This window comes from Ensifer sp. M14 (assembly GCF_003355565.1).
Taxonomy (GTDB): Bacteria; Pseudomonadota; Alphaproteobacteria; order Rhizobiales; family Rhizobiaceae; genus Ensifer.
This window is the reverse complement of sequence record NZ_QJNR01000004.1, coordinates 2,532,610-2,556,410: the sequence shown is the minus strand read 5'-3', so window position 1 is coordinate 2,556,410 and position 23,801 is coordinate 2,532,610. Positions and strand designations below refer to the sequence as shown.

The 23,801-nt window shown below is 60.9% G+C and carries 28 protein-coding genes; 19 read left to right on the top strand and 9 right to left on the bottom strand.

Going from position 1 to position 23,801, the window contains the following annotated elements:
• Nucleotides 1-90: 90 nt before the first annotated feature.
• Entirely contained in the window at nucleotides 91-1,665 is a 1,575-nt protein-coding gene (locus BLJAPNOD_RS12320; protein ID WP_115420007.1) for a trimethylamine methyltransferase family protein, read from the bottom strand.
• Between the two features lie 336 nt (nucleotides 1,666-2,001).
• Between BLJAPNOD_RS12320 and BLJAPNOD_RS12315 the strand changes: the two genes are divergently transcribed.
• Complete coding sequence (locus BLJAPNOD_RS12315) at nucleotides 2,002-2,700, top strand: B12-binding domain-containing protein (RefSeq protein ID WP_115420006.1); 699 nt, start codon at nucleotides 2,002-2,004, stop codon at nucleotides 2,698-2,700.
• A 70-nt stretch (nucleotides 2,701-2,770) separates the two neighbouring features.
• Here the strand turns inward: BLJAPNOD_RS12315 and BLJAPNOD_RS12310 are convergent, their stop codons facing one another.
• The gene (locus BLJAPNOD_RS12310) at nucleotides 2,771-2,929 is read right to left on the bottom strand and encodes an entericidin (RefSeq protein ID WP_077503857.1); all 159 of its coding nucleotides are present in this window, start codon (nucleotides 2,927-2,929) and stop codon (nucleotides 2,771-2,773) included.
• Between the two features lie 39 nt (nucleotides 2,930-2,968).
• Here BLJAPNOD_RS12310 and BLJAPNOD_RS12305 point away from each other — a divergent pair, with 39 nt between their 5' ends.
• Nucleotides 2,969-3,589, top strand: coding sequence for a DUF1638 domain-containing protein (locus BLJAPNOD_RS12305; protein WP_115420005.1), 621 nt, complete (start codon nucleotides 2,969-2,971; stop codon nucleotides 3,587-3,589).
• A gap of 55 nt (nucleotides 3,590-3,644) precedes the next feature.
• Here BLJAPNOD_RS12305 and BLJAPNOD_RS12300 read toward each other — a convergent pair whose 3' ends face one another.
• A complete protein-coding gene (locus BLJAPNOD_RS12300) occupies nucleotides 3,645-4,877 on the bottom strand; it encodes a GGDEF domain-containing protein (RefSeq protein WP_115420004.1) in 1,233 nt (410 codons plus the stop codon).
• Between the two features lie 151 nt (nucleotides 4,878-5,028).
• Entirely contained in the window at nucleotides 5,029-5,631 is a 603-nt protein-coding gene (locus BLJAPNOD_RS12295; RefSeq protein WP_115421274.1) for a LysE family translocator, read from the bottom strand.
• Nucleotides 5,632-6,011: 380 nt separating this feature from the next.
• Here BLJAPNOD_RS12295 and BLJAPNOD_RS12290 point away from each other — a divergent pair, with 380 nt between their 5' ends.
• From BLJAPNOD_RS12290 to BLJAPNOD_RS12280, 3 genes are all read left to right on the top strand, one after another.
• Nucleotides 6,012-6,206, top strand: a complete 195-nt coding sequence (locus tag BLJAPNOD_RS12290) for a hypothetical protein (RefSeq protein WP_115420003.1) — start codon at nucleotides 6,012-6,014, stop codon at nucleotides 6,204-6,206.
• Nucleotides 6,207-6,351: 145 nt separating this feature from the next.
• Nucleotides 6,352-6,669: a hypothetical protein gene (locus BLJAPNOD_RS12285; RefSeq protein WP_115420002.1), complete on the top strand. Its 318-nt coding sequence runs from the start codon at nucleotides 6,352-6,354 to the stop codon at nucleotides 6,667-6,669.
• Nucleotides 6,670-7,202: 533 nt separating this feature from the next.
• A complete protein-coding gene (locus BLJAPNOD_RS12280) occupies nucleotides 7,203-7,706 on the top strand; it encodes a DUF892 family protein (protein ID WP_115420001.1) in 504 nt (167 codons plus the stop codon).
• A 291-nt stretch (nucleotides 7,707-7,997) separates the two neighbouring features.
• Here BLJAPNOD_RS12280 and BLJAPNOD_RS12275 read toward each other — a convergent pair whose 3' ends face one another.
• From BLJAPNOD_RS12275 to BLJAPNOD_RS36470, 3 genes are all read right to left on the bottom strand, one after another.
• Nucleotides 7,998-9,110 (bottom strand): AI-2E family transporter, encoded by a 1,113-nt coding sequence (locus BLJAPNOD_RS12275; RefSeq protein ID WP_115420000.1) that lies wholly within the window; start codon nucleotides 9,108-9,110, stop codon nucleotides 7,998-8,000.
• A 697-nt stretch (nucleotides 9,111-9,807) separates the two neighbouring features.
• The gene (locus BLJAPNOD_RS12270; RefSeq protein ID WP_115419999.1) at nucleotides 9,808-10,179 is read right to left on the bottom strand and encodes a hypothetical protein; all 372 of its coding nucleotides are present in this window, start codon (nucleotides 10,177-10,179) and stop codon (nucleotides 9,808-9,810) included.
• A 535-nt stretch (nucleotides 10,180-10,714) separates the two neighbouring features.
• The gene (locus BLJAPNOD_RS36470; RefSeq protein ID WP_171986890.1) at nucleotides 10,715-10,945 is read right to left on the bottom strand and encodes a hypothetical protein; all 231 of its coding nucleotides are present in this window, start codon (nucleotides 10,943-10,945) and stop codon (nucleotides 10,715-10,717) included.
• A gap of 711 nt (nucleotides 10,946-11,656) precedes the next feature.
• Here BLJAPNOD_RS36470 and BLJAPNOD_RS12255 point away from each other — a divergent pair.
• The 12 genes from BLJAPNOD_RS12255 to BLJAPNOD_RS12200 all read left to right on the top strand — a co-directional run bounded on the left by BLJAPNOD_RS12255 (nucleotide 11,657) and on the right by BLJAPNOD_RS12200 (nucleotide 20,682).
• Complete coding sequence (locus tag BLJAPNOD_RS12255) at nucleotides 11,657-11,965, top strand: hypothetical protein (RefSeq protein WP_115419998.1); 309 nt, start codon at nucleotides 11,657-11,659, stop codon at nucleotides 11,963-11,965.
• Nucleotides 11,966-12,011: 46 nt separating this feature from the next.
• Nucleotides 12,012-12,134: a hypothetical protein gene (locus BLJAPNOD_RS36370; RefSeq protein WP_256372318.1), complete on the top strand. Its 123-nt coding sequence runs from the start codon at nucleotides 12,012-12,014 to the stop codon at nucleotides 12,132-12,134.
• A gap of 80 nt (nucleotides 12,135-12,214) precedes the next feature.
• On the top strand, nucleotides 12,215-12,478 hold the full coding sequence (locus BLJAPNOD_RS12250) for a DUF1488 domain-containing protein (protein ID WP_077503868.1): 264 nt from the start codon (nucleotides 12,215-12,217) through the stop codon (nucleotides 12,476-12,478).
• 362 nt (nucleotides 12,479-12,840) lie between these two features.
• Nucleotides 12,841-13,347, top strand: coding sequence for a cytochrome b/b6 domain-containing protein (locus BLJAPNOD_RS12240; RefSeq protein ID WP_115419996.1), 507 nt, complete (start codon nucleotides 12,841-12,843; stop codon nucleotides 13,345-13,347).
• A gap of 138 nt (nucleotides 13,348-13,485) precedes the next feature.
• Nucleotides 13,486-14,289, top strand: a complete 804-nt coding sequence (locus tag BLJAPNOD_RS12235) for a formyl transferase (RefSeq protein WP_115419995.1) — start codon at nucleotides 13,486-13,488, stop codon at nucleotides 14,287-14,289.
• Nucleotides 14,290-14,650: 361 nt separating this feature from the next.
• Nucleotides 14,651-14,953 carry a virulence factor gene (locus BLJAPNOD_RS12230; protein ID WP_077503872.1) on the top strand — a complete coding sequence of 101 codons (303 nt, stop codon included), beginning with the start codon at nucleotides 14,651-14,653 and terminating at the stop codon, nucleotides 14,951-14,953.
• Nucleotides 14,946-15,554: a methylenetetrahydrofolate reductase C-terminal domain-containing protein gene (locus BLJAPNOD_RS12225; protein WP_077503873.1), complete on the top strand. Its 609-nt coding sequence runs from the start codon at nucleotides 14,946-14,948 to the stop codon at nucleotides 15,552-15,554. The genes BLJAPNOD_RS12230 and BLJAPNOD_RS12225 overlap by 8 nt, the downstream gene beginning before the upstream one ends.
• Nucleotides 15,551-16,642: a methylenetetrahydrofolate reductase gene (locus BLJAPNOD_RS12220; RefSeq protein WP_115419994.1), complete on the top strand. Its 1,092-nt coding sequence runs from the start codon at nucleotides 15,551-15,553 to the stop codon at nucleotides 16,640-16,642. Before BLJAPNOD_RS12225 ends, BLJAPNOD_RS12220 begins: the two co-directional genes overlap by 4 nt.
• Nucleotides 16,643-16,739: 97 nt before the next feature.
• Complete coding sequence (locus BLJAPNOD_RS12215) at nucleotides 16,740-17,705, top strand: methyltetrahydrofolate cobalamin methyltransferase (RefSeq protein WP_077503875.1); 966 nt, start codon at nucleotides 16,740-16,742, stop codon at nucleotides 17,703-17,705.
• A gap of 45 nt (nucleotides 17,706-17,750) precedes the next feature.
• A complete protein-coding gene (locus BLJAPNOD_RS12210; protein WP_115419993.1) occupies nucleotides 17,751-18,053 on the top strand; it encodes a hypothetical protein in 303 nt (100 codons plus the stop codon).
• A 47-nt stretch (nucleotides 18,054-18,100) separates the two neighbouring features.
• Entirely contained in the window at nucleotides 18,101-18,448 is a 348-nt protein-coding gene (locus tag BLJAPNOD_RS12205; protein WP_077503877.1) for a hypothetical protein, read from the top strand.
• Nucleotides 18,449-18,609: 161 nt separating this feature from the next.
• Nucleotides 18,610-20,682: an ASKHA domain-containing protein gene (locus BLJAPNOD_RS12200; protein WP_115419992.1), complete on the top strand. Its 2,073-nt coding sequence runs from the start codon at nucleotides 18,610-18,612 to the stop codon at nucleotides 20,680-20,682.
• Nucleotides 20,683-21,054: 372 nt separating this feature from the next.
• On the opposite strand, the gene BLJAPNOD_RS12195 is transcribed toward BLJAPNOD_RS12200, so the two are convergent.
• A complete protein-coding gene (locus tag BLJAPNOD_RS12195; protein ID WP_077503879.1) occupies nucleotides 21,055-21,708 on the bottom strand; it encodes a VIT1/CCC1 transporter family protein in 654 nt (217 codons plus the stop codon).
• Between the two features lie 60 nt (nucleotides 21,709-21,768).
• Entirely contained in the window at nucleotides 21,769-22,692 is a 924-nt protein-coding gene (locus tag BLJAPNOD_RS12190) for a LysR substrate-binding domain-containing protein (protein WP_077503880.1), read from the bottom strand.
• A 114-nt stretch (nucleotides 22,693-22,806) separates the two neighbouring features.
• Between BLJAPNOD_RS12190 and BLJAPNOD_RS12185 the strand changes: the two genes are divergently transcribed.
• Entirely contained in the window at nucleotides 22,807-23,127 is a 321-nt protein-coding gene (locus tag BLJAPNOD_RS12185; protein WP_115419991.1) for a hypothetical protein, read from the top strand.
• A gap of 106 nt (nucleotides 23,128-23,233) precedes the next feature.
• Complete coding sequence (locus BLJAPNOD_RS12180) at nucleotides 23,234-23,428, top strand: hypothetical protein (RefSeq protein WP_115419990.1); 195 nt, start codon at nucleotides 23,234-23,236, stop codon at nucleotides 23,426-23,428.
• Nucleotides 23,429-23,801 lie beyond the last annotated feature (373 nt).

Below are 23,801 nucleotides of genomic sequence, written 5' to 3'. Positions count from 1 at the left end.
TAGATCGTAATGCGGGCGCCAGACCTCCTTCTGGATCATGTCAGCCACCTGCGCCGCGCCGCCTTGCTCCCTGGCTCGCTCGGGACCCTTTCAGGTGAAAGCGTCGGGCATCGAATTCTTGCGCTCCTCGATAAAGGCCTTGAGCGCGTCGTCGATTGCGGGATCGAGGTAAGGCGCCTCGTAATGCTCAAGCCAGCTGCGGCAAAGAGCATTGGCACGCTGCTCGATACGCTTTTCGCCTTCCACTTCCCACTGTTCGTAGGAGTTGTTGTCGGCAAGCGGCGACCGGTAGAACGCGGTCTGGAAGTTGGCCTGGGTGTGGGCGCAGCCGAGGTAATGGCTGCCCGGGCCGACTTCGCGAATGGCGTCGAGCGCCTGGGCGTTTTCGGAGAGATCCACGCCTTCGGCCATCTTCTGCATCATGCCGAGCTGGTCTTGGTCGATCATGAACTTCTCGTAGGAAGAGATCAGACCGCCTTCGAGCCAGCCGGCCGCATGCAGGACGAAATTGGTGCCGGCAAGCAGCGTCATGTTGAGCGTATTGGCCGATTCATGCGCGGCCTGCGCGTCCGGAACCTTGGAGCCACAGAGCGAACCGCCGGTGCGGAACGGCAGCTTCAGACGGCGGGCGAGCTGTGCCGCGCCATAGGAAACCAGCGACGGCTCCGGCGTGCCGAAGGTCGGCGCGCCAGACTGCATCGAGATCGAGGCCGCGAACGTGCCGAACAAGACAGGCGCGCCCTTGCGGATCAGCTGGGTGAAGGAGGCACCGGCCAGCACTTCGGCCAGGATCTGCGTCAGCGTGCCGGCAACAGTCACCGGGCTCATGGCGCCCGAAAGGATGAAGGGCGAGAGAACGCAGGCCTGGTTGTGGCGGGCATAGACCTTGAGCGCACCCACCATGGTTTCGTCAAAAACCATCGGCGAGTTGGCGTTGATCAGGTTGAGCGTGACACAATTGTTTTCGACGAACTCATCGCCGAAGACGATCTTCGCCATGGCGATCGTGTCTTCGGCGCGCTCGGGCGCCGTCACCGAGCCCATGAACGGCTTGTCGGAATATTTGATGTGGCTATAGACCATATCGAGGTGACGCTTGTTCACCGGGATATCGACGGGCTCACAGACCGTACCGCCGGATGAGTGCATCGACGGCGCCATGTAGGCGAGTTTCACGAAATTGCGGAAGTCCTCGATCGTCGCATAACGCCTGACGCCTTCGAGATCGCGCACGAAGGGGGGGCCATAGACCGGCGCGAAGATCGTCGCCTTGCCGCCGACCTGGGCGCTACGGGCCGGGTTGCGGGCGTGCCAGGTAAATTCCGACGGCGCCGTTTTCAGAAGCTCGCGGCAAAGACCCTTCGGAAAGTGGACGCGCTGGCCGCGCACGTCGGCACCCGCCTGCTTCCAAAGCTCCAGCGCCTCGGCGTCGTCACGGAACTCGATGCCGATTTCCTCAAGGATAATATCGGCGTTGCGCTCGATGAGCTCCAGGCCCTCTTCGTCCAAGACCTCATATTCGCGAATCTTGCGCTGGATGTGAGGCAGCGACGGCCCCGGGCCGCCGCCGGTGCGCGAGGCACGCCGTGCCGCCGCTCCCCGCCCCTCGCCACGCGAGCGGCGACCGCCACCCTCAACCGCGTCCTGTTCTGTCACGTCGCTCATGTACTCATTCCTCTCCCGCGCATTTCTTGATCTTGCGCCTTGAAGCACCAGTTGGCCCTAATGCTACCAAGCCGCAGGGACTGTACGGGTCTCAATGCGCCAACGAGTGGCGCAACTCGAACACTGCGATCTGCGTCATCGCCGTCCAAAAACCGCATGGCGCGAATATATTGTTTTTGTTAAGAATATACAGGCCTCGAAAGAAGCTGCTCGTCCGTCGCTTTTTGTCATATGCGACGTCGCTTTCGAAAACAGATTTTTACACGTCGACCGCTATTGATTGTTGAACGTGTCCGGATTTTAGCCCGGCCGTGCCAGGAACCGAGGAACCCTACTATGGCAGACGATGAAATCATTCTCGAGGACCTTTCCGACGAGGAACTTGTGCAGCAGATGCATGACGACCTCTATGACGGCCTCAAGGAGGAGATCGAGGACGCAACCAACATCCTGCTCAAGCGTGGTTGGACGCCCTACGACGTCCTGACGCAGGCACTGGTCGAAGGCATGCGCATCGTCGGCGTCGACTTCCGCGATGGCATCCTGTTCGTGCCGGAAGTGCTGCTGTCGGCCAACGCGATGAAGGCGGGCATGTTCATCCTGCGGCCGCTTCTCGTCGAAACCGGCGCACCGAAGCTCGGCAAGATGGTGATCGGCACCGTCAAGGGCGACATTCACGACATCGGCAAGAACCTCGTCGGCATGATGATGGAAGGCGCCGGCTTCGATGTCGTCGACCTCGGCATCAACAACCCGGTCGAAAACTACCTGGAAGCGATCGAACGCGAGCAGCCCGACATCCTCGGCATGTCGGCGCTCCTGACCACGACCATGCCCTACATGAAGGTCGTGATCGATACGCTGAAGGAAAAGGGACTGCGTGACGACTACGTCGTTCTCGTCGGCGGCGCGCCGCTCAACGAGGAATTCGGCAAGGCCGTCGGCGCCGACGCCTACTGCCGCGACGCGGCCGTCGCGGTCGAGACAGCCAAGGACTTCATGAAGCGCAAGCACAACCTGCTCGCTGCCGGCTGAGTCTGGTTCATCAACAAGAAAGCCGGCCGCAGCAATGACGCTTGCGGCCGGCTTTTTCATTTTCAGGGCATCAGTTGGCGGCGTTGGCCACCTTCTTGCCCGCAGACTGTGTCGCGTTGACGGTGTTTGCGGTATCCTGACCGATGCCGCGGATGGTGTTGCCGCAGGCACTGAGCGTCGTCAAAGCAACAAGGATGACACTGACGGTCGCAATGGTTTGTGCTTTCATGGCCAGCTTCCTTCACATTGATGGGTAAGTGGAATCGAGATGGAAAATGTATCGCGCACAATAGAACGCACACAACCGGAAAAAGTTCACGTCATCGGTTGCGGCGCGATCGCGCGCGAAATTCTTGCCGTCTGTCAGGCCAACAGGCTCGATCATGTTGACCTCGCCTGCCTTCCCGCCATCTGGCACAACACGCCCGACAAGATCACCCCTGGGGTCCGGGAAGCGATCGCCAAGGCTCGGCAGGAGGGCTTTCAGCGCATCTTCGTCGCCTATGCCGATTGCGGCACCGGCGGCCATCTCGACCGGCTCTGCGAGGAGGAAAAGGTCGAGCGCATCCCCGGCCCGCACTGCTATTCCTTTTTCGCCGGCAACGAGGATTTTGCCGGCCGCTGGGACGACGACCTGACCGCCTTTTTCCTCACCGACTTCCTCGCCCGCCAGTTCGAGGCCTTCGTCGTCGAGCCGCTCGGCCTCAAGCGCCACCCGGAACTCCGGGACATGTATTTCGGCCATTACCGCAAACTCATCTACCTCTCGCAGCAGGAGGACGAAGCGCTGCAGGCAAAGGCGAAGGAGGCTGCCGACTATCTCGGCCTCGAATACGAATACCGCTTCACCGGCTATGGCGACCTGACGACATCGCTGCTGCGCGCCTGATCGCGCAATCAGCCAGCACTGGTGACTGACCCGGTCAAAATGGTCCGTTTGACCATCAGCTCGCGAGCAGGATGGAAAGCTCCCCTGGCTTTTCCCCGGGGCCAGCGCCGGTCGGCCCGCGCCACGTGCCATCGAAGAGCGAGACGGTATTCCGGCCGCCGCGCTTTGCCTCATAAAGTGCGGCATCCGCCGCCCGAAGCAGGTCTTCCAGCGAGGCTTCGTTCGGTTTTCCCAAGACGACGCCAAGGCTTGCGGTGACGACCTGCCCATCGGCAAGGCCGCGATTGCGGATGCCGAGCGCCTCGATCGCCACCCTTATCCTCTCGGCCATGTCGCGCGCATCTTCCCGTTCGACCTCGCTCATCAGCACCAGGATCTCCTCGCCGCCGAAGCGGAAGGTTTCGCCCGCCCCGGCCACCTCGCGCAGGATGCAGCGACAGACGGCCCGCAGGCAATCATCGCCTTCGATATGGCCGTGAACGTCGTTGAACAGCTTGAAGCGATCGATATCGAGCATGATCACCGCCACCGTGGCCGCAGCGCCTTGCTCGTTCCAGATCGTCTGGCGAACGCGCGCCAGCGAATGGCGGTTGAGGAGACCTGTCAGTTCGTCGCGCTCGGATTTGCGCTCCAGCTCCGCGTGCAGCAGGCTGCCGCGCAGCTGATGGAGGAAATTGAGCCGGTCCTTGTGCTCCATGAAATAGGCGCTCATTGCCAGGAAGATCGCCAGCGTCACGTAGAACGTGACGATGCCGGTGTAGACGACATCGTCGAAGGCCCCACTCAGCTTCGTCGTCGTAAACTGCACGGCGCACATCAGCACCAGCCCGATCATGATCGTCAAGAACCGAGGCCGGAGCGCAATGACGAAGAACAGGAACGCCGCAACATTGCCGTTCTGGTAGACGAACAGATAGGGGCTGTTGCTGAAGACGGCGACCGACATCGGCAGCGACACGCCAAGCACGGCGACGGAGATGGCAAGGAGATCGTAGTTGCGCGCGCTCGGCCAGCGCCGGAGTGCCAGCACACTGATCAGGGCGAAGGGCGTGAAGATGCCGAACCGAACGAAGACGAGCGGCCAGAACACATCCGGCATCATCGTCGCGTCGCCGAAATACACGCTGTCGTAGATGAGCGTGCCGATCACTGCCCAAACGACGGCAAGCCTGACGCGGCTTGTGGCGTAATCGCGCAGGAAAGCCGCCTCGATATCGCGCGAAAAGCGCAAGAATCTGAACCCGCGGCCGATCTGGCGGTCAACGTCCCCTAGCGTCACGACGCCCATCATCGACTCTCCGGCTTGTTGAACGGATGCGTCAGAGGTGACACAGAAAGCTGAACACGCCCTAAAGAGCGGCCCCACAGCCCCTCCAACCCCGGATGCAGGCTGACTTTGCTTGGGGGGATTCAGCAATGTGGCGTTCGGGCATGCGGCGCTAGCTGCGCGCAGCAATCACCACGCCGGTCGCGATCATCGCACTGCCGGCCACGCGGTTGAGAGCGCGCACGGCACCGGTGGTGCGAAACCAGCGTGATGAGGCAGCCGACAGCAGACCGTAGCCTCCCATTGTCACGATGTTGACGACAAAGACAGTCGCCAGCACCGCAGCGATGCCGAACCGATCGAGCGCGCCGATATCGAGGATCAGCGGCATCAGGCTGGCATGAAACAGGATCGCCTTGGGATTGCCGAAACCGATGGCAGCCCCGCGGGAAAGCCCCGCCTGCCCCGCCGGAGCATCGGCCGGCGGCGCCGCGGCTGCCCGCCACATGCGATAGCCCAGAAACATCAGGTAGGCGGCACCGGCATACTTGATCACCAGGAACAGCCAGCCGAAGGTTTGCGCAATGACCGAAAGGCCGGCAAGCACCACGCTCACCAGAACCATGTCACTGAGCGCGATGCCGAGCCCGCAGGCAAGCGCCGGGCCGGTGCCACGACTGACACCTGTCGAAATCACCGCGAACATCGCCGGGCCCGGCGTCACCGCCGCCAGGAGCTGCGCCAGCATATAGGTGGAAAAAGCAGCAATCGTCATCACTACACCCCCGACAAAACCGCTCCCGAACATATTTCTCAAGTATCAAAGACTCAATAATGGGATCAACCGAAATAATTTCCAGGCCGCCATGAAACTACCGAAATCATCCGTTAAAAATCAAAAACAAACAAGGACATAAACAATCGTAATAGGGACATACAAAATACATAAAAGACAGTTATCGCATTTATTGACGCGGCATAATACGCGAATAAATCTGCAATACTGGCAACGTTTCTTTTGAACTCCGCGTATTTATTTTGGAACCAAGCGCGCCCCATCCCGTTTAAAGATCACACGACAACCTATCTGACGCTTCCTCCGCCGCCTCACAAATGGCCGTCTTTGCGCCGAGATCCGACACGCGGGAGCGTTCAATGACCAGACATGTCAAATATGAAAGAGAGGCACTGCTGCGCGGCTGGGATGCAGTCTACGATCTGGAGGAATTCATTCTGGCCTACAGTTTGGCACCGCTCGCCGCGCGTGAAATCTTTGCGAAAGCCGGTCCGCGCAGGATCGATCTCGCAAATGCGATGGACGCCCGGCACCTGGCAGCGACACAACATTAGACGATAACGCGCTTATGCTCCGCGCTTTACTGAAGTCGGTTGCCTCCATGCGTTATTGCGCGCATGGTGGTTGGTCGACAGCGATTGAAGCGGGCGCTGTCGCGAACGAGTCTATGTGCCTGTGCCCCAAGCAAAGGAGGACGTCATGTCTTCCAACCATCCAGAACACTATCTTGATAACGATGACCTCACCCTGTTGGTCGAGGTGCTCACGGCTGCCGGTTTCTACGGAACGACGGCAAATGCAGATCCAAGTGCAAGGCTTGTGGCGACGCGCTTCCTGATGGCTGCGCTCGAAAACGGTATCGACAGCCGCGAAATGCTTGCTGCAGCCCTTGTCGAGCGTGGCAATGCCTCGAGCGGAGAACATCGAACGCCGGCGCAGACGAAAGCCGAAGCAATAGACCGATGGGATGACGAAGGCGGCGCTCGTTCAAGCGTCACCGCCAAGTCTCCTGCTTGACCGCCGGCTTGAACGTCAACAGAGCGGCCGTCAGCCCTTCCACTGTTCCAAACGGGAGAATTCGATGCACACACTACCCAGCCTGACGGGCCACCACCTCAGCCCCCGCGATCTTTCATTGGTGCGTAGGGTTTTTGAGGCGACCTGTTCAAAGACACGGATGCAAGAGCGCGGCGTACAGGCCGATCGCTTGGCGAGATTCATCATGGACGAACTCCGGTTCGGCAACACGGATGAGTCATCGCTTCTGGAATGTGCCCTATGGCACGAGACGCGCCGCATTCCAAACGCCGCGAAAAGCCACTCAATCGTCGACATCCGAACAGCCAGAACGCGTGAGGGCCGCGATCCCGGCCAGGTAAAAACGAGTGTTCCTCATCATCGAGGCACTCGCTAGCCGCCCAACCCTACGCAGCTAGCACCGTCCGCCAACTATCTGACCTCAAATACCTGGCCGCCCCTCACGGGCAGCCAGCACGACCAGGCACGTTGCCTGGAGCATGACAGAGAGCCCTCCAACCACAGGAGCCATCATGGCCAAGGAAATCAAAACACTGGACGTGCTTTTTCACGATACATTGAAAGACGTCTATTTCGCTGAAAACAGGATCGTCGACACGCTTCCGAAGATGCGCGATGCCGCCAAGAGCAAGCAGCTCAAGGATGCCTTCGTCAAGCATCTCGGAGAGACAAAGGTTCATGTCGAGCGGCTGGAGGAGGTCTTCAAGATCATCGGCAAGAAGCCGGAAAAGAAGACATGTGACGCGATCATGGGCATCACCAAGGAAGGCGCCTCGGTCATGGACGAGTATGAAGGCTCGCCCGCGCTCGACGCCGGATTGCTTGCCGCTGCGCAGGCTGTCGAACATTACGAAATGTCACGCTACGGCACGTTGCGGACCTGGGCGCTGGAACTGGGCATGAAAGATGCCGCCAAGCTTCTACAGACGACGCTCGACGAAGAGCAGGCGACAGACATTGCTCTGACGGCGATCGCCACCAAGGTGGTAAATCAGAACGCAGAAAAAGCGGCCTAGAATATTTCCGGTAATAATGCGCACGCGTATTTCCGTCAGGAGTTGCGTGAGAGCAGAGAGACAGGGTGTTTCTGACGTCGTCTACAACGAAACGCTCTAACACGAAAATCGGCCCGGCTTGATTTTATCGAGCCGGGCAAAGGCTGTTACGGCCCAACAAGCTCGACGTGCCCTTGGGCAAATGTACAAAAGGCCGTGAAATGCGGCACCGCCCAGGCGCGACGTTTACTCATCGATTTCTCAGTCAAACTGACGCAACGACAAACGCGGAGGTTGGCATGAGATGGCAACCTAGCCCCTTGGGCCGGTTCCGATGTCCTCGGGCAACGGGGAATGCGACGCCGATTGCGCCTGCTCATCAAGTTCGGCTGCTGCCCACTCGAGAAACAGGTTGTATGCGACTGCCAAAAGGGTCGGCCCAAGGAAAAGCCCAATCAACCCGAAAGCCAGAACGCCGCCAACAAGCCCGAACAAGCTGAGCAAAACGGGCAGGTTGCTGTTTTGGTTGAGCAGATAGGGACGAATAAAATTGTCAATGGCGCTGACGAGCAAGAGGCCCCAGATGGCGATGAAGATCGCCCACCCCATGGAACCTTGAAAGAGCAACCAGAGTGCAACAGGCGCCCACACGAAGGGCGGGCCTCCCGGCACGAATGACAATGCGAAAGTCAGGCAACCCAACAATATCGGTTGAGGGACGCCGGCGATCCAGAAACCGATCCCGGCCAGCAAGCCTTGCGCAAGAGCGGTTCCGATCATCCCGTAGACGACGCCCTTCACCGTCAGACCGATGACCGCCAGCAATCTCTTGCCACGGGGACCGGCAACACGCTCACTGATCTGGCGCATGAAACCGGTCATGCGACGACCGTGCAGGAACAAGAAAAAGGTGATGAAGATGCTGAGCGCGAGTTCAAGGACGACGGAACCGAGGGCGGCTCCACCCGCAAGAGCGATATCGGTGACAGGGCCCGTGAATTTCTTGAGTTCGGCGATAAACGCTGGGGCATCATGTGCGAGGTTTTCCCAGTAAACCGCCACGCTTTCGCCAATGACCGGCAGGCTCCTTACCCAGTTGGGTGGCGCGGGAGGCCCCTCACCCAGGACATGCGCAATTCCCTCGCCCAGATTTCCTATGTCGTCGGCGAGCGCGGTCACAAGAAAAGCTAGTGGTGCGGCCACAACGATGACAACCAGGATCGTCATGATCGCTGCGGCAAAGGCGCGGTAGCCTCCGACCGCGCGCTCGCAGTGGCGATAGAGCGGCCACGTCGAGAAACAGATCACCGCAGCCCACATTATCGCCGATAGGAAGGGCCAAAGAACCAGCGCGCAAGCAACGACCAGCAGCGCAAGCGCACTGGTGCCGAGAACAGGTCCTATCCATCTGCGAAGGTCTGACATTGCCCGATCCGCCTTCGTTTCGGGGCACATTTCCGCCACCTCGCCATAGCCATACCCACGCGCTGCTCTGCACGAACGCCGAGCGGCAAGCGGGTCTGGCCAAGCCGGGTTGAACGCGAAACCGCGTCAACGCCGGCAGCGTGCGACCGGCCCGAGCATAGGCGCACGCCGGTAGTCGCACCGCATTTTCCGGCCGCTTCGCCTCACCGCAGACATGGCGATGGAAGCGTCGCGCGGCGATCCGGCCCTGCGTTTCATGGTTCGGGTAAGCGACGAGCATTGGCAACCGATAGCGGTACGCCGTTTTTCAAAGCTTGGAGAATCGAGTGATCGCAACGACGTGAACTCACGAACCCTTATCGCCGCGCGATATTGGGCAATCCCCCTTCGAGGACCTCCTCGGAACAATCCGATCAATCCAGGAAGGGCATGCGAGTGTCCGTCCACTGAACAATATTCAATACCAGCGACCGCGACCGTACCAGCCACCGCTGAGGACGAGAACGATCAGAACTATGATGAGCAGTGTGGTGATATCCATTTGGGTCTCCTGGGAGTACCCTGGTGATCGTCAATCACGATGATGGACGATGCTATTTTGTGCTGTACTCCAACGTTCTATAACGCGCCAGAAGTGTCTTCGTTCCAGCCCGCATAGAAGGCGGCGAAAACGCCGCCCTCCATCGAATGGACGGACTTACTTGGCGCGGCGCCAGACACCGTTGACGCCATCACCCTTGACGTCTCCGGCCTTCTTGTCTTCGGCATAGGTGTAGAGCGGCTTGCCATCGTAGGCCCACATGTCCTTGCCGGCTGTGTCCTTGACCAGCGACCACTCGCCTTCCGCCTTGGATTTCGCGGCGGCGTGGAACGCCGGCCACATCTTCAGGCAATTGGTGTCGCAGTTGGACTTGCCCTTGGTGTCCTTGTCGAACGTATAGAGGGTCATGCCCGTACCCGTGGTCATGACCTTGCCCACCTTCGTGTCGACCATCTTGGCCGGCTCGGCGGCAAAGGCCGACCACGACGTGGCGGCAGCCACGCCCAATGCGAATAGAAGCGTTTTCATGATTTTTTCCCATCGGGGATGCCAGCGGAATGCCGGTAGTGCCCGAAGTCTAACGCACAGGAACGCGTGGCTTGGGCGGCGGTTCCATAACGACACCAATTGGCCGCCTCGAAGCGAGCCGCACCTCTGCAGAGACGGGCAGCACCAGATGCGCTGCAGGTCGGCGACGTTTGATGACGTCACTGGGTCAGGCTATCAGACTGCGTTGTCGGCGCGGACCCTGTAAACGTGACCGGCGCAGGCCTGAATGCCCAGACCAGCAGGATACTCATGGTGACGATGAGCAGAGAGAATACGAGACGATTTGACATGGCGCCTTCCTCCATATTCGGAGCGCTGTGAATGCGGGTTGCAGCATTCGTCGCCGTTGTCAGGTCGAACATTTCTGGCAAGGAGACGCGCGGGTGCCTTCCTTATGGCCTCGCGGTCCGTGCGGTTAAGGAGCATTTTCAGGTATCCGGTCGCCGCATGGCAACGCAAGAAAGTGTACCACATATCTTGCTTGCAAGGGCTGTGGCGCGGCGGAGTTACCGCGTCAAACGATCAATTGCACGATGTGGGAGAACGGCGTCATCGCCCAACGGCCGTTGTCATCCTTGGCCGTTCGGTAAATGATGAAGTCACGGCCGATGGTGAACTTCCCATGCATGGTGATCTCGTTACCGGTCGAGAGCACGGCTCGAAGCTCCGTTGCCTGACGTTTCTCAATTTGATCACTGATCAAATCGGCGAGGACCTGATCCACGATACCAGGCTTTGAATCAATCAATGGAACACCCCCGCTTTTTGAGACACCGTGCGGATGCGACGATGTCGGCACGGCAAACGTGACCACCCGACGTTTACCGCAACTCATGTTTGAGCCTAGCCAAGCGGCAAAGCAACGGGTTTTAAGATCGTGCTCATCATTCGCCTCGGTAAAACCGAACGGAAAGCCGCCAGCAGCCATGCTCGCAAGCCCGCACCGTTCGGCCGGGAATCTCGGCTCAGAAACCGTAGAAGCGCCTTTTGCAACGTCTTGGCAGCTGTTCGGCTCAAGACAACTTCGATCGAACCTTCGTCGCATTCCAGGCCGCAGGCAACGCGTGATCCATCGGTCGTGGGAAAGCTGCGGCCTCCAGAGAGACATCGGTCAAGGCGGACGAATAGGAGAGCTCAACTCGGCCAGAATGCACAACCGCCTCAATTGAAACTCAATCGACGCGCTATGGTAGAGCCAAGTTGATTTGGCCGAATGTGGCTTTCGCGGTATCAGAACGTCGAACCGCCCCAATCCCCTAAATTCTCGACAGACAGGCAAGCTCGATTTCAGTGCTTGGCGCCAGCGCTTCGTTACGAGGCAGATCTCTTTCGAACCGTCTGTTCGTCCGCTCCATTGCGACGAGCATCATTCATCCGTCGGCAGCCAGCGCGAAAGCGCGGAACGGCTGTTCCCGCCGGTTGCTCTTACAGACGCTTGAGAAGGATCGAGACAATTATGAGTGCACTCTCTTTCACGAAACGCATCATCCGCGGCCCGGCCGACGCGCCGCCGATCCACCGTTTTCACGTTGGCCAGCTCGTGCGTTCCAAGGGGGCGTTGACGCGGGAATCGATGACCGGCGAAACCTATCGCATTACCGCGACCCTGCCGATCCGCGACAATGCGCTCCAGTATCGCGTACAGAGCAGCCGCGAAATCCATGAGCGGGTGACGGATGAGGGCAATCTCGAAATGATCGTCGGCACCGGCAAGGATGGGCCAGCCCTGGCCGAACGAACCTTCAGAAGAACGCATATCCTGTAGGGTCATCGTGCAGCGCATCCGAACAGATCAGCCACGGGAGGCGATCATGAAGTACCACATACCGGCTCATATCTATCTCTTCGACTATCGCGGTCTGTTTGCCTGGATTGCCGTGACGGTCGCCATCGCCGTCGTCATAATGACGATCCTTTTCGGCCGGATCCTGTGATGGCACGGCGCGAAGCCGAACGCCTATCCGCCCGGCCGACCGCTGGCCGAGTTGGCTTACCGCCTAGAAAGGACCATCCCATGTCACTGAGCTTCCCCAACCAAAGCCGAAGTTTCGACGATACAAGAAAAGCCGTTCGCTTCCTTGGCCACGATGGCATGTTGGAAGTGCCCTTCTATGTCGAGGCGGAAGCGCTCGCCCGTGGCGCGCCCACCCGCACGACCGAGGCGGCCTGCCTGCAGGCATTCGACGCCGCGCGCAACAAGATTTACGACGTTGCAAAGGCAGCCTACGCCCACGGGCGCCGGACGATCTACGTCCTGACGGCCGCAGACTTCCGGTAGATCTCAAAATCCGCTTCGGATCGTAAAGGCACATCGTGACGCCTGTCGATACGATCCGGGCCGGCAGTCCCTGTATCCGCCGAGCCGTTGCCCGACAGCCAATCCTGGTATAGGCCCGGCATCCACGTCCAACGCTCGTCGGACGGTAACGCGGCCAACAGAACCATCCCCCCAATATGCAGCAAGGCCGCGTCGTCATGGTCGCCTAATAGGGCGCGCAAAATCCGGTGCTCACCGCTTCGTTCGACGACCGCCTCGACGTTTCGCCACATCCTCTCGAACCCATAAGCCCGATGTCGGACAGCTGGCAGACAGCGTTTGCGCGATAGGCAAACGGCAGAGATCGCTTGTTGGAGATGCACATGACCCAGATCGTAGCGAAATATTCGCGCTTGCAGATTGCGCTTCACTGGACGATTGCCCTGTTGGTCCTTTTCCAATTGGTGTTCGGTGAAAGCATGACAACGGTCGTCGATGCAGCGGAAGAGGGACAAACCGCCTCCGGCGCCGACCAGTTCCTGGCAAGCGCACACTATTGGGTCGGACTTTCCGTTCTGGCTCTGGTTGCCGTGCGCATCCTGGTGCGCGCCGCTATCGGCGCACCGCCGCCGGCAGCCGCGTCAAAACCGCTCGAGCTCGCATCACGGGCCATGCATATACTGTTCTATGTCCTGCTTGTTGCTGTCCCCGTCACTGGCCTGATGGCACTTTATGTCTCCGATGAATTCGGTGACATTCACGCTGCCGCAAAGCCCATCTTCATCGGCATGATCGCACTTCATGCCCTAGCCGCTCTCCTGCATCATTGGGTCCTGAAGGATGGAACCCTTGCGAGGATGCTGCCATCGAAAGTACGCGACGGTCTGTGAGCGGACGATTGCAGGTCGCTTTTGATTGCCAACTGCGCAAGCCGCTCCCGCCGAGACCCCGGCCAACCACCACACCCTTAAGCCGCCGGTAACGGGGTAACCGCCAAATCTGTTGCGACCGAAGCATCAGGGCCCGGCATGGCGGACGCAGAAAACGAAACGATCACCACCGGCAAACAGCCGGGCCGCGTCGTCGTCATGACGGCAGGCGGTGAAAATCCGTGGATCATGATCAATGCGCTCGCCGCGCGTTTTGACGATATCGTCGTTCTTGAGGAACAGCCGGAATCCAAGGGCCTTTTCCTGCGCCGACGGGCGCGAAAGCTCGGCTGGCCGACGGCCCTTGGGCAACTGGCAACCATGGTTGCCTCGCGCTTCGGCAAGCGCTTTACCCGGAAAAGAGCGCAGGAAATCCTGCGGCTCTACGGCGTATCGGCAACACCCGATCCGCATGTGCCAGTGCGGCACATAGTTTCCGTCAACGACGGCGAGGCCGCTACCCATATCCGGCAGCTCGCGCCCGAGGTCGTCTTTCTCATCAGTTGCCGCATGCTGAAGCCGGCGGTCCTGACGCAGATCCCCTGCCCTGTGATCAATTTCCATGCCGGCATCAACCCGCGCTATCGCGGCCTGATGGGCGGCTACTGGGCACGGATCAACGACGATGTCGGCAATTTCGGCGCGACCGTGCATCTGGTCGACGAAGGCGTCGATACCGGCGGCATCCTCTACCAGTCGCGCCAGATGCCCGCCCGCCGCGATACGATGCACACCTATCCGCTGCTTCAGACGGCCGCGTCCACCGACATCGCCATTGCCGCCGTCGGAGATGCTCTCGAAGGCCAGCTGCGACCGCTCGATGTCGCAGGCCCGTCGCAACAATGGTATCACCCGCCGATCTGGACATGGCTCTGGAACGGAATTCGGCGCGGCATCTGGTAGGAAAACCGCCCGCAGATTTGCCGCTGCCCGCTCACTGCCCTTGGCAGTCTGAAGGCCCTAAGACCCTGAAATTTCTGGCACTCCGCAAGCGATGGATATCCCGAAGCATGGGCTTGCCCGCAACGCCTTAACGCGTAGAGTGCCGGGGGCTTCCGACGTTCTGCCCCGGCGTCGTTTTTGGACATATCCAACGTCGTGGCGAGGTGAGCCACGACGCCCGGACATAAGCATTGTCGCACTACAGCGCCGCGCGTCCCATCAGACGCGCAAAGGTCGCTGTAGCACTTTAGAGTGCTGCATGTTTTTGACCTTTAATCGGCTCCGACTAAAGGAAACATGCAGAGGAGGAGAACGACACCCGATGGCAGATCGCATAATCGTCTACTGGCGCGACATACCGGCCCAGGTCATCATCAAGAAGGGCCGCACCACCGCCAAGCGCGAGCTTTCGCTGCGCTTTACCGAGGCGATCGACATGTGCGCCATGCGCACCGGTGCCGCCGAAACCGACGACTATCTCGCGGAATGGCGCAAGGCCGAGCCCGAGCCCGTCTCCGACGATCTGGAGGCGGAAGCCGATCGGGCCGCCGCCGAACTCGAAGCGGCCTTTGATCGCGAGCGCCTGGTTGCTCTTGTCAAATCCGGGGGCCGCGACAATGGCTGAGCCGAAGATCGCGGGTGCGGCGGAGGCGAAGATCGTCAAGGGCAATGCAGCGGCCGCCGCCAAGGCTGCGACCGGCGCCTTTACGCCATCGGGCGTTTCCCCGAGCCGCCGCTCGCGCCACAAATATACGGTCCGGCTCTGGGCCGTGCGCAATTCCCGCTTCCTCGAATGGTTCTACAACCGCTTTGCCGACCTGTTCCTGCTCTTGCATCCATTGTGGAAGGCGATCGGCTACAACCGGGTGGAGCGACCCGTCACCTTCGTCGAACGCCACGTCAAGGGCTTTCTGTTCGACTGTCGCATGTGCGGCCAGTGCGCGCTGTCATCGACCGGCATGTCCTGCCCGATGAACTGTCCGAAGCAACTGCGCAACGGCCCCTGCGGCGGTGTGCGCGCCAACGGCAACTGCGAGGTCGAGCCGGATATGCCCTGCGTCTGGGTGCAGGCGTGGAAAGGCTCGCAGAACATGACGAAGGGTGACGCGATCTTGAACGTGCAGAAACCGGTCAACCAATCGCTGCGCGAAACCTCCTCCTGGCTGCGGGTGACGGCGGAAGCTGCCGCCCGCCGCGAAGCGCAGGCGAAAGAGAACCAGGCATGAGCCCCGACTACAACCCCCACGACCCCGGCGCGCCGCTCGACCCCTTGCCAGGCCACTCCTCGCGCGGACGGCTGGAGCGCGTGCTGCGCCGCGGCGAGTTCGCCGTGACCGCCGAGCTCAACCCGCCTGACAGCGCCAACCCGCATGACGTCTACGAACGCGCGGCGATCTTCGACGGCTGGGTCGACGGCATCAACGCGGTCGATGCCTCCGGCGCCAACTGCCACATGTCATCCGTCGGCATCTGCGCGCTGCTGACGCGCATGGGTTACGCCCCGATCATGCAGATCGCCTGCCGCGACAAGAACCGCATCGCCATCCAGGGCGACGTGCTCGGCGCGTCCGCCATGGGCGTGCAGAACGTCATGTGCCTGACGGGAGACGGCGTGCAGGCCGGCGACCAGCCGGGCGCCAAGCCGGTGTTCGACCTCGACTGCATGTCGCTGCTCGAAACCGTGCGCATCATGCGCGACAACACGAAATTCCTCTCCGGCCGCAAGCTGACGACGCCGCCGCAGGTATTTCTCGGCGCTGCCATCAACCCCTTTGCACCGCCCTACGACTTCCGCCCCTATCGTCTCGCCAAGAAGATCGAGGCCGGTGCCCAGTTCGTCCAGAGCCAGTACTGCTTCGACGTGCCGATGTTCCGCGAATACATGAAGAAGGTGCGCGATCTCGGCCTCAACGAAAAATGCTTCATCCTCGTCGGTGTCGGGCCGATGGCGTCGGCGAAAACCGCCCGCTGGATCCGCTCCAACGTGCCGGGTATCCACATTCCCGACAGCATCATCGCGCGGCTCGAAGGTGCCCAGGACCAGAAGAAGGAAGGCAAGCAGCTCTGCATCGACATCATCAACGAGGTCAAGGAGATCGAAGGCGTCTCCGGCGTCCACGTGATGGCCTATCGCCAGGAAGAATATGTCGCGGAGATCGTGCATGAATCGGGCGTGCTGAAGGGGCGCCAACCCTGGAAACGCGAGACGCTGCCGACCGACGCACTTGTCGCCTCCCGTATGGAGCACATTCGCGAAGGCAAGGAAGAAAACCAGCAGGAGATGGCCGAGGCCGCAGCCCACCATCCCCACTAAGGCATTTGCAGACAAACCGGCGCCGGTCCGTCCGTCGCCTCCATCGATCAACGGGTGAGACAACGAAACCCGACGCCACAGGATCAAAGGATCTTACATGACCCGTACCATCGTCGCTTCCGCCACCCGGGAAATCATCATCGGCTTCGACCAGCCCTTCTGCGTCATCGGCGAGCGCATCAACCCGACCGGCCGCAAGAAGCTGGCCGCCGAAATGATCGAGGGCAATTTCGACACCGTCATCAAGGACGCGCTGGAGCAGGTCGCTGCCGGCGCAACGATGCTCGACGTCAATGCCGGCGTCACCGCCGTCAACCCGAACGAGACCGAGCCGCCGCTGCTCGTCAAGACGCTCGAAATCGTCCAAGGCCTCGTCGACGTGCCGCTGTCGATCGACAGCTCCGTGTCGGCCGCGATCGAGGCGGCGCTGAAGGTCGCCAAGGGTCGGCCGCTGGTCAACTCCGTCACCGGCGAAGAGGAAAAGCTGGAAGCGATCCTGCCGCTCTGCAAGAAATACGACGTGCCTGTCGTCGCCATCTCCAACGACGAAACCGGCATTTCGATGGATCCGGACGTGCGCTTCGCCGTCGCCAAGAAGATCGTCGAACGCGCCATGGATTACGGCATCAAGCCGCACGACATCGTCGTCGATCCGCTGGTCATGCCGATCGGCGCGCTGGGCGACGCCGGCCGACAGGTGTTTGCCCTTCTGCGCCGCCTGCGCGAAGAGTTGAAGGTCAACACCACCTGCGGCCTCTCCAACATTTCCTTCGGCCTGCCGCATCGCCACGGCATCAATGCCGGCTTCATCCCCATGGTCATCGGCGCCGGTATGACGTCCGCCATCATGAACCCCTGCCGTCCGCAGGAAATGGAAGCCGTGCGCGCCGCAAACGTGCTGAACGGCACCGACGCCAACTGCACCAACTGGATCAGGACCTACCGTGACCACAAGCCGGCAGAAGGCGGCCATGCCGTGGCGGCGGCAGCAGCCCCGGCAGCCTCCGGCGGTCGTCGCGGCGGGCGCGCCGCGCGCACCGGCGGCGCTGCGGCGAGCGAATAGTCTGCGGCTCGACGTCAGGCTTTGAGCCCAAGGGACAATCCGGCCATGAAAAGCCAACTGCGCCTCTTCGCCCTGATTGTTCCCTTGGTCCTCATCGCACGATATGCGCTGTTTGAGGATGCGGCCGAGTTCAAAAGGTTCTACGCTGCGCTCGGGACCTATGTTCTGCCGGTTCTGTTCGCAAACCTCGCCGTGCTTGCCGTCGTACTGCTCACAGCATTCACAAAGAGGATCAACTTCGGCTCCCCGGAGACAGTCATAAAGGTCTTTTCCTGGGCAAGCTCGATTACACTGGCGGCAGCGGTTGTCTGGGCAATCGCAGCCGCGAAACTCACGACGGCATCATAGTCAGGCATCCGACCGCCGCTGTTGCGGCACAAGAGTAGGGATCATCGATGACAACGCGCCGACTTCACCTGGACACGTTCACGCTCTGGTTCGAAGCCCCCTTCGTCATGGCGCTTCGGCTGCAAGAGATGCAGATGGCAGCCTTGACCGGCAAGAGCCAGGATTCGACCGAGATCACCCGCATGGTGTCGGAGAAGATCGCAGCCACGGCGGAAAGTGCCATGGCGGTGAACATGGCGCTGTGGCGCGCCGGTTTCGATAATGCCGTGCGACTGATGACCGGCGGCGGCGCATCCTTTGGCCTTGGTGGAACGGCGATTGCCTCGGCCGCCCTCAAGCCCTATGGCAAGCGCGTGCGCGGCAATGCCCGGCGGCTGTCGCGCAAGTCGTCTTGACCAGATACGACCGCACGAGCGTTCCCTGACGAAATGATGCTCGCAGATCTTTCCATGTCGGGATCTGACAACTATCAGGCTGCATTCCGGTGCAGTCTGAAGACGTTTATCCATGCTTCGATCCATCGGGCGAGAGCGGACTTTAGGAAAGACAGAACAGCATGCGCATCGAAGGCACTTCCGAAATCGAGACCAACATGACCGAAGCCGCGCATAAGGATCCCCTTGTTCTGTTCATGCCGTCGGGCAAGCGCGGCCGGTTTCCTGTCGGCACACCGGTGCTCGATGCCGCCCGCTCGCTCGGGGTCTATGTCGAAAGCGTCTGTGGTGGCCGCGCCACCTGCGGGCGCTGTCAGATCGAGGTCCAGGAAGGCAACTTCGCCAAGCACAAGATCGTCTCCTCCAACGACCATATTTCGCCCGTTGGTCCCAAGGAGCAGCGCTACGCCTCCGTGCGCGAGCTGCCGGACGGACGCCGCCTCTCCTGTTCCGCCCAGATCCTCGGCGATCTGGTCATCGACGTACCGCAGGATACCGTCATCAACGCACAGGTCGTGCGCAAGGCGGCGACCGACCGGGTGATCGAGCGCAACGCCGCCGTCCAGCTCTGCTACGTCGAGGTCGACGAGCCCGACATGCACAAGCCGCTCGGCGATCTCGACCGGCTGAAGGTGATGCTGGAAAAGGATTGGGGCTGGAAGGATCTCCTGATCGCGCCGCACCTGATCCCGCAGGTGCAGGGCATCCTGCGCAAGGGCAACTGGGCGGTGACCGCCGCCATCCACCGCGACATGGACTCATCGCGGCCCTTCATCGTCGGCCTGTGGCCGGGCCTCAAGAACGAGGCTTATGGCATCGCCTGCGACATCGGCTCGACGACGATCGCCATGCATCTCGTCTCGCTGCTGTCGGGCCGCATCGTCGGCTCCTCTGGCACCTCGAACCCGCAGATCCGGTTCGGCGAGGATCTGATGAGCCGCGTCTCCTACGTGATGATGAACCCGGACGGCCGGGAGGCGATGACCAAGGCGGTGCGCGAGGCGGTCAACGGCCTGATCGGCAAGGTCTGCGCCGAGGGTGAAGTCGACCGGCACGACATTCTCGACATGGTGTTCGTCGGCAACCCGATCATGCACCACCTGTTCCTCGGCATCGACCCGACCGAACTCGGCCAGGCGCCGTTTGCGCTCGCCGTCTCCGGCGCGCTGCAATACTGGGCGCACGAGATCGATATCGACGTCAACCGCGGCGCAAGGCTCTACATGCTGCCCTGCATCGCCGGCCATGTCGGCGCCGATGCGGCCGGTGCCACCCTGTCGGAAGGCCCTTACCGGCAAGACAAGATGATGCTGCTCGTCGATGTCGGCACCAATGCCGAGATCGTGCTCGGCAACAAAGATCGCGTCGTTGCCGCGTCATCGCCGACGGGCCCCGCCTTCGAAGGGGCCGAAATCTCCTCCGGCCAGCGTGCGGCACCCGGCGCCATCGAGCGCGTGCGCATCGATCCCGAGACGCTCGAGCCGCGCTTCCGCGTCATCGGCGTCGACAAATGGTCTGATGAGGACGGCTTTGCCGAAGCGGCAGCTTCCGTCGGCGTCACCGGCATCTGCGGCTCGGCCATCATCGAAATCGTCGCCGAGATGTACCTTTCCGGCATCATCTCGCAGGACGGCGTCGTCGATGGCGCGATGGCGGCGAAAAGCCCGCGCATCATCCCGAACGGCCGCACCTTCTCCTACCTGCTGCACGAGGGCGAGCAGCGCCTCACCGTGACGCAGAACGATATCCGCGCCATCCAGCTCGCCAAGGCAGCACTCTACGCCGGCATCAAGCTCTTGATGGAAAAGCTCGAGATCGACCATGTCGATACCATCCGCTTTGCCGGCGCCTTCGGCTCCTTCATCGACCCTAAATACGCCATGGTGCTCGGCCTGATCCCGGACTGCGACCTCGAAGAGGTGAAGGCCGTCGGCAACGCCGCCGGCACCGGCGCGCTGATGGCGCTCCTCAACCGCGGCCACCGCCGCGAAATCGAGCAAACCGTCAGCAAGATCGAGAAGATAGAGACGGCACTTGAATCAAAATTTCAGGAGCATTTCATCAACGCCATGGCAATGCCGAACAAGGTCGACGCCTTCCCGAAACTGTCTCAGGTCGTGACGTTGCCGGAGCGCAAGGTGGCAGCAGATGATGGCGAAGGCGGCGGCCGTCGCCGGCGACGCAGCCGGGAGTAGGAACTGCCTCGTTTCCACGTCGTAACGATATCCGAGAACCCGACGCAGTCCTCGGCCCCTCACCCTAACCCTCTCCCCGCTCGCGGGGAGAGGGGACGCGTTCACGGAGCAGCCTCACTATCAGGGATTGGTTGGGCGCGAACCCCTCGCTGGATTGACAGCTGGACTGGGTAAACGGTCGAGTGCGACATCCCCTTCTCCCCGCCTGCGGGGAGAAGGTCGCGGCAGCGGGATGAGGGGCGGCCGCAACTTCCTACGATGACGTCAAGCGCCCCACCTCGCCGATCGTTCGCCCAAGAAATACGCTAACAGACCTCGTCGGCGACGTCCGAAATGGGATTAGGCGAACGTCCGACCGAAGCTTCAGAAGCCCTACCCACCCAGCGCGATCGTCACGACCACAAGCACGGCACCGATTGCCGCCATGGCGAAGGCCATCGGCCAGGGGCTTCGCCCCATGTAGCGGCCGAGCCTTGCTCCGACGATAAAGAGCATGACCAGCGCGATGCCATTCGAGACCCGCATGGCAACATCGATCCGCTCGATGAACAGGAAGGGAATGCTCGGCGGTAGCGTCGAGATGGCGACGAGGACGAAGATGGCGAACGCTGCCTTGAGATCACCGCCTGTGACCACGGAATTTTGGTCGCTGGATGGCAAGGCGCGTACGCGCAGAAGCAGCGCCTCGATTTCGCTTTGTGCCGATACCAGCCGGACATCTTCTGGGAGGTTGTCGAGAAAGATCTGGCGGGCGCGGTCGAGAGGTTCGCGCTGCAAAGCATCGACGAGACCGCGACGCCGGACACGCTCGACCGCGGTCGTCAGCACATGCATGACGCCGTCGACGATGCCCCAGGCAAGATTGCAGCCGAAGGCGGCGATCAGAACGGCATTGACGTTATCGCCGCCACCGACGGCTGCACTCATCGTGCCGGTGAAGGAAAGTGCCATCAGCAGGCCGAAGATGATCTCCGACAGACGATCGATCGGATCCAGAATGCGTCGCCGCTGTTCATCTCTCGTCACGTCTCGCCCCCCCTGCGCTGAGGTCAACCGATGACGACAGGGCCGGAGCCGGCCGCCCGGTCAGGCCACCGCTGACACAAGCCGCGCCTCTCCCGACTGCATCCTCAGTTCGGCGAAAGCGTCGCGAACGTGATCGGCCACCGCTAGCACCGGCGCCGACGCGCTATCGATCACCTGCAGGCCGATATCGTAGTGACCGAGGTCCGGCAGGCCGTCGCGCTCACCAAGCTGCACCATCTCGCCGTGGACAAGGTAACGCGGCAGCGGCGCGATCGCGAGGCCGGCGAGTACGGCCGCCCGTTGCCCGGTCGTGTAGGCGCTGAGGAATGCGATGCGGAACCGGCGGCCGGCACGCGACAGCTTTTCCACCGCATCGGCGCGCCAGACGCAGCCATCTTCCCACATCGACACCGGCAGCGGGTCCTTCAGGTGGGCATTGCCACACTTGACGCCGGCCCAGACCAGCTTCTCCTGCATCAGGATCTCGCCGTTCTTCGGCGCGACGTCGGTCAGGCTGTTGAAGATGGCGATGTCGAGGCGATGCTCGTCGACGCGCTTGCGCATGGCGGTGCTCATGCCGATCGAGACGTCGACGGTAACGTTCGGATAGGATTCGGCAAAGCGCTTGAGCACTTCCGGCAGGATGCGCTCGCCGACATCCTCAGGCGCCCCGACGCGCACGACGCCGTTCATATCCGGCAACAGGAAGCGTGAGACGGTTTCATTGTTGAGCGCCAGCAGGCGGCGGGCGAAGCCCAGCAGCATCTCGCCCTTCGGCGTCAGTGACACCGAGCGCGCGTCGCGCAGGAACAACGTGCAGCCGAGCAACTCTTCCAGCTTCTTGATCTGCATCGAGACGGCCGACGGCGTGCGGTAGACGGTCTCGGCCGCGGTCGTGAAGTTTCCGGTTTCGGCGATGGCGACGAAGGTCTTCAGCACATCCATTTCAAGCAGCGGAAGCGCGTGGCGCATCATCATGTTCATGGCGGCATCCTCAATCAATAAAACTGAAAGAAAGGTTCACATCATTTCGTTTGATTGAACATCAGCAAAGACCGATAGTCAAGTTGCAAGGACGCCAAAGGAAGGAAACCAGTCATGTCCGCGACCACAATCGCCTTCGCTGCATCGCAGGACATCCGGCACGTGAGCAAGGTGAAACCCAAGATGAACCGCACTCCCGAACATGCCGTACGAATGGCACGGACCTTGCCCGTCTCGAAGGCCAATGCCGACGGCGATCTCGTGCTGTCGTTTCTCTCCCGCGTGCAACAGCTGATCGACGGCATTGCGCGCAAACGACGGGCAAGGCGCATCGCCCGCAACCGGGTGGAAGCCCACCGTGAATTGGCGAAACTGCCGAAGCGGGTCCGCAACGACCTCATCTTCGGCGAGACGCTGACCGATCACCAAGTTTGATGAAAAACATCAAACATATTCGTTTGAATGATGATTAGGGTTGCGACATATATAGATCGTGGTCGCGACCTCTGAGGCACTCAGAAGGAGCCATGAAATGTCTACTATGCATCTATACCAGACCTCGGAACGGGCATCCTCCCTGTCGTCCATCCCGGGTCTCTTCAGTCTTCGTGCAAGCGCCTGGGCTGCCTGGAAGCGCTACGCCAATGAACGTGCGCTTGAAAACCTGTCCTACGACACGATGAAGGACATCGGCTTTCCCTCGGTCGACGATGCGGTGCACAAGACCGAGCAATGACTGACCGCATGACCTGTTTTCGGGGACCCAAGACCCCGAGGCCGAACCGCTGAAGGGCACCGTCGAGAAGGCGGTGCCCTTCTTCTTTTGTGGCCCTTGAGGATCCCGGCGGGCGTCAAAACGCACCGATCGGTCTTGAACGGCGACTTGTCCGATACCGACGCCCGGCCGTTTCTCGATCACCGCGTCGCAATCGGCAAACACAACCTATAGACGTTCTTTTCGAAAATTACGCATCCCTGGCGTTTCTTGTCAGATTGCGTCAGCCGCGCCGGCAAATCTGTCGCATTCCTTACAAAAGCCGCAAAGCCGGCTCGACGGCGGCTTTCCAACCCCATGTCGCAATGCGAAATGTCTTTGCGGTCGCTGCTTT